Origin of the sequence: Mesorhizobium sp. M7A.F.Ca.US.014.04.1.1, assembly GCF_003998745.1 — a bacterium.
Taxonomy (GTDB): Bacteria; Pseudomonadota; Alphaproteobacteria; order Rhizobiales; family Rhizobiaceae; genus Mesorhizobium; species Mesorhizobium ciceri.
In genome coordinates, this window is record NZ_RZRW01000637.1 from 1 (window position 1) to 3,087 (window position 3,087).

General features: G+C 61.7%; 3 protein-coding genes. 2 read left to right on the top strand and 1 reads right to left on the bottom strand.

Going from position 1 to position 3,087, the window contains the following annotated elements; translation table 11 throughout:
- Both EOA22_RS29045 and EOA22_RS29050 read left to right on the top strand, forming a co-directional pair.
- The coding region (locus EOA22_RS29045; protein ID WP_164755947.1) for a nucleoside hydrolase at nt 1–631 on the top strand (631 nt) is incomplete at its 5' end.
- Between the two features lie 11 nt (nt 632–642).
- Nucleotides 643–1,575, top strand: a complete 933-nt coding sequence (locus EOA22_RS29050; RefSeq protein ID WP_224621367.1) for a nucleoside hydrolase — start codon at nt 643–645, stop codon at nt 1,573–1,575.
- 19 nt (nt 1,576–1,594) lie between these two features.
- On the opposite strand, the gene EOA22_RS29055 is transcribed toward EOA22_RS29050, so the two are convergent.
- Nucleotides 1,595–2,737 (bottom strand): hypothetical protein, encoded by a 1,143-nt coding sequence (locus EOA22_RS29055; protein ID WP_063170099.1) that lies wholly within the window; start codon nt 2,735–2,737, stop codon nt 1,595–1,597.
- Between the last annotated feature and the right edge of the window lie 350 nt (nt 2,738–3,087).

Below are 3,087 nucleotides of genomic sequence, written 5' to 3' on the forward strand. Positions count from 1 at the left end.
GGGCGAGATCACGCTGGTGACGACCGGCCCGCTGACCAACGCGGCGATGGCGCTGTTGCAGGAGCCGCGATTGACCGGTGCACTCAAGCGGCTGATCGTGCTCGGTGGCAATTTCCAGACGCCGGGCAACATCACACCCCTGTCGGAATACAACATCTGGGCCGATCCGGAGGCTTCGCGCATCGTGCTCAACGCCGATGTCGAGAAGATCCTCGTCCCCCTCGACATCTGCGAGGACAACCGCGTCGCCGACTCGATGCTGACGCGCGACGACATCGCCGACATGCAGGCCGTCGCCAAGGACAATCCCGTCCTTGAGATGATCGCCGACAGCTTCCCGATCTACATCGACATCTGGCGCGAATTCTTCGACCTCGTCGGGTTCCCGATGGATGACGTGATCACCGTGGCGCTGGCTTTCGATCCCGGCCTGGCGACGATGACCGAGCCGCTGTTCGCCGACGTCGTGCTCGACGGCAGGCTGGCGCGCGGCCAGACCGTCGCCTATCGCGGCCGGCAATTGCTGCCCGGCGGCGGGCCCAAGACCACCCGCATCTGCACCGGCCTGGACGGCCGGCGTTTCCTCGACGGCTTCAAGAAAACCATAGCGCGCTACGAGCGGGCGGCGTGAAAGACGACATGATGACCAAGCCAACTCCTATCCTGTTCGACTGCGACCCCGGCCACGACGACGCCATCGCGCTGGTCATGGCGCATCGCTCGCCGGCCATCGAACTCATCGGCGTCACCACGACCTGCGGCAATGCGGAAGTCGAGAAGACGACCGCCAATGCCTTGCGCATCCTGGAGTATATCGGCGCCGGCGACGTGCCTGTCGCGCAGGGCTGTCACCGCCCGCTGGCGCGCCCGCTGGTGCTCGGCACCGCCGATGGCCCGAGCGGGCTCGAGGGCTCGCCCTACCTGCCGCAGGCGACGATCAAGCCGGTTGACCAGCATGCCGTCGATTTCCTGGCCGACAGGCTGCGCGCCGCGCCCGAACCGATCCTGGTCGTTGCCACCGGCCCGCTCAGCAATATCGGCCTGATGATCCTCAAGCATCGCGACGTGCTGCCCAAGATCAAGGAACTGATCTGGATGGGCGGCGTGTTCTACCGCAAGAGCGAGATCATCACGCCGACCGAATTCAACGCGTTCTGCGATCCCGAAGCGCTGAAGATCGTGCTGGACAGCGGCGTGCCGATCCTGATGGTCGGCCTCGACGTCACCATGCAGGTGCTGATCGAGGCGCCGCAATATGCCGAACTCGCCACCATCGACACGCCGCTCGGCCGGCTCGTCAACGACTGGCTGCTGTTCTACGAGAAGCTGCACCGCAACTCGATGGGCGTCGGCGGCGCCATGCACGATCCGCTGGCGCTGGCGCTGGCCATCGACCCGACCTTGGTGCGCACTCGCCCTGCCCATATCGGCGTCGACCTGTCCGGCACCTACGCCTTCGGCGCGACCATCGCCGACTACTGGGGCGAGCGCGGTGAAAAGGACAATGCCCGCATCGCCCATGAGGTCGACGCGGACCGCTTCTTCAAGCTGATGTTCGATCTCCTGCGGGACTGAACATCCAACGGACTGAGGGTTAGCGGAACAGATATTTCGAGACTTCCGGGTTGCCGCGACGCCACATCACATTGTCCAGGAAGTAATGGTGCACGTTGATGAATATCCACGCGATGAAGAGGAAAAGCGACGAGCCGAGCACCTGTTTGTCGTAGGGAACCAGGGCACTTAGCGCCATCGGCACGAGCCAGAAACCGAGAGCACCGAGAATTGTGCCGGCGACGATGAATATCAGCACCCGCAGCCTGTACATCGGCCCAAGAATGGACAGCACCCTGAATTCCGGATCCTTGACGGCATCCGCGCGGTCGCGCTCGACATTGGTCTGGTAACGCCAGACCACCGCCAGATACTGCAACGAATGGAGCGCCGGCACCACGAGCAGCCAAAGCGGATTTAGGGCCACGAACAGAATCCAGGCATAGAGCGACACGACGTAAGCGACGACGCCGTTATACGGCAGCGCGCCGCCATGTTTGCGCCAGCGATTGACGAACATCACGGCGGTGGCCGCCGAGGAGGCAGCGGCGACCGCGAGCGCGATGTTGAGGAGCCAGGGCGGGACAGCGAATGTGTAGTAGTCCAGGCCCCAGTACTGCCTTTCGGTGATCACCACGTTTGTCTGGAGCCAGGCGAACAGCCACACGGCATATCCGTTGAACAGCAGCGCTTTCTTGTCCTGGTCGCTGAAGAATTTGCGCTTCAGCACCGCGTCCACCATCAGCATGCCATAGCCTTGCTTGACGTAGTGCCAGCCGACGAAAAAGCCCATCGCGTTGGTGGCATATCCCAGCAGGCGGGCGTTGCCGGTTACGGAGCCATAGGCGAAGAAAGCGACCATGATCATTGGGACGGCAATGCCCGCGATGATGTAGCGGATCTGGAGATTCCTGTCATATCCGTCGCCGCGCACCTTGCGCCCGAAATCGCGATAGAAAATCTGATACGAGTGGGCAAAATGTGGATGGTTTATCAGATTGGCGAGCAAGAGCATTACCGCCGCCACAACGCCCTCGTATCTAAGAGGCACAAAGAACAGGATCGGCAGGATCAGGAACGCGCTCCCGCCGAGCATGAAAAAATCGATGAACGGACCAAATAGATATTTCTGTGGAGGCGCCGCGACCGAGACCGGAGCATCCGCCGAAAGGTGAAGTGCCATGCTGCCTTCTCCCTGTGATTGTTTATCTAGCCATCAACCTGATAGGAATTTTTTCTTGACTCCCTGCACTCAGCTATGGTACATTTTTGTCCATGGTGCTGATTTGCGCCAGTGACCCGCCGCACAGGCGGGTTTTCGTTTGTTCCGTCAGCCAACGCGCCGGCGAAGGCTTCGGGGAAGTGTCGATCGCAGCGCGTTCAGCCGCGCGAACTGTCGAGGTCAGTTGAGCTGATTGAGGATCCCAGAACTGCTCGCCAGGATCAAGCTCTTGTAGATCAGGAACGCCAGCGTACAGATCGCGGCCAGCGAGGTCGGCACGCCGAACGGCACCACCCCCTTGCGGTCCAGAT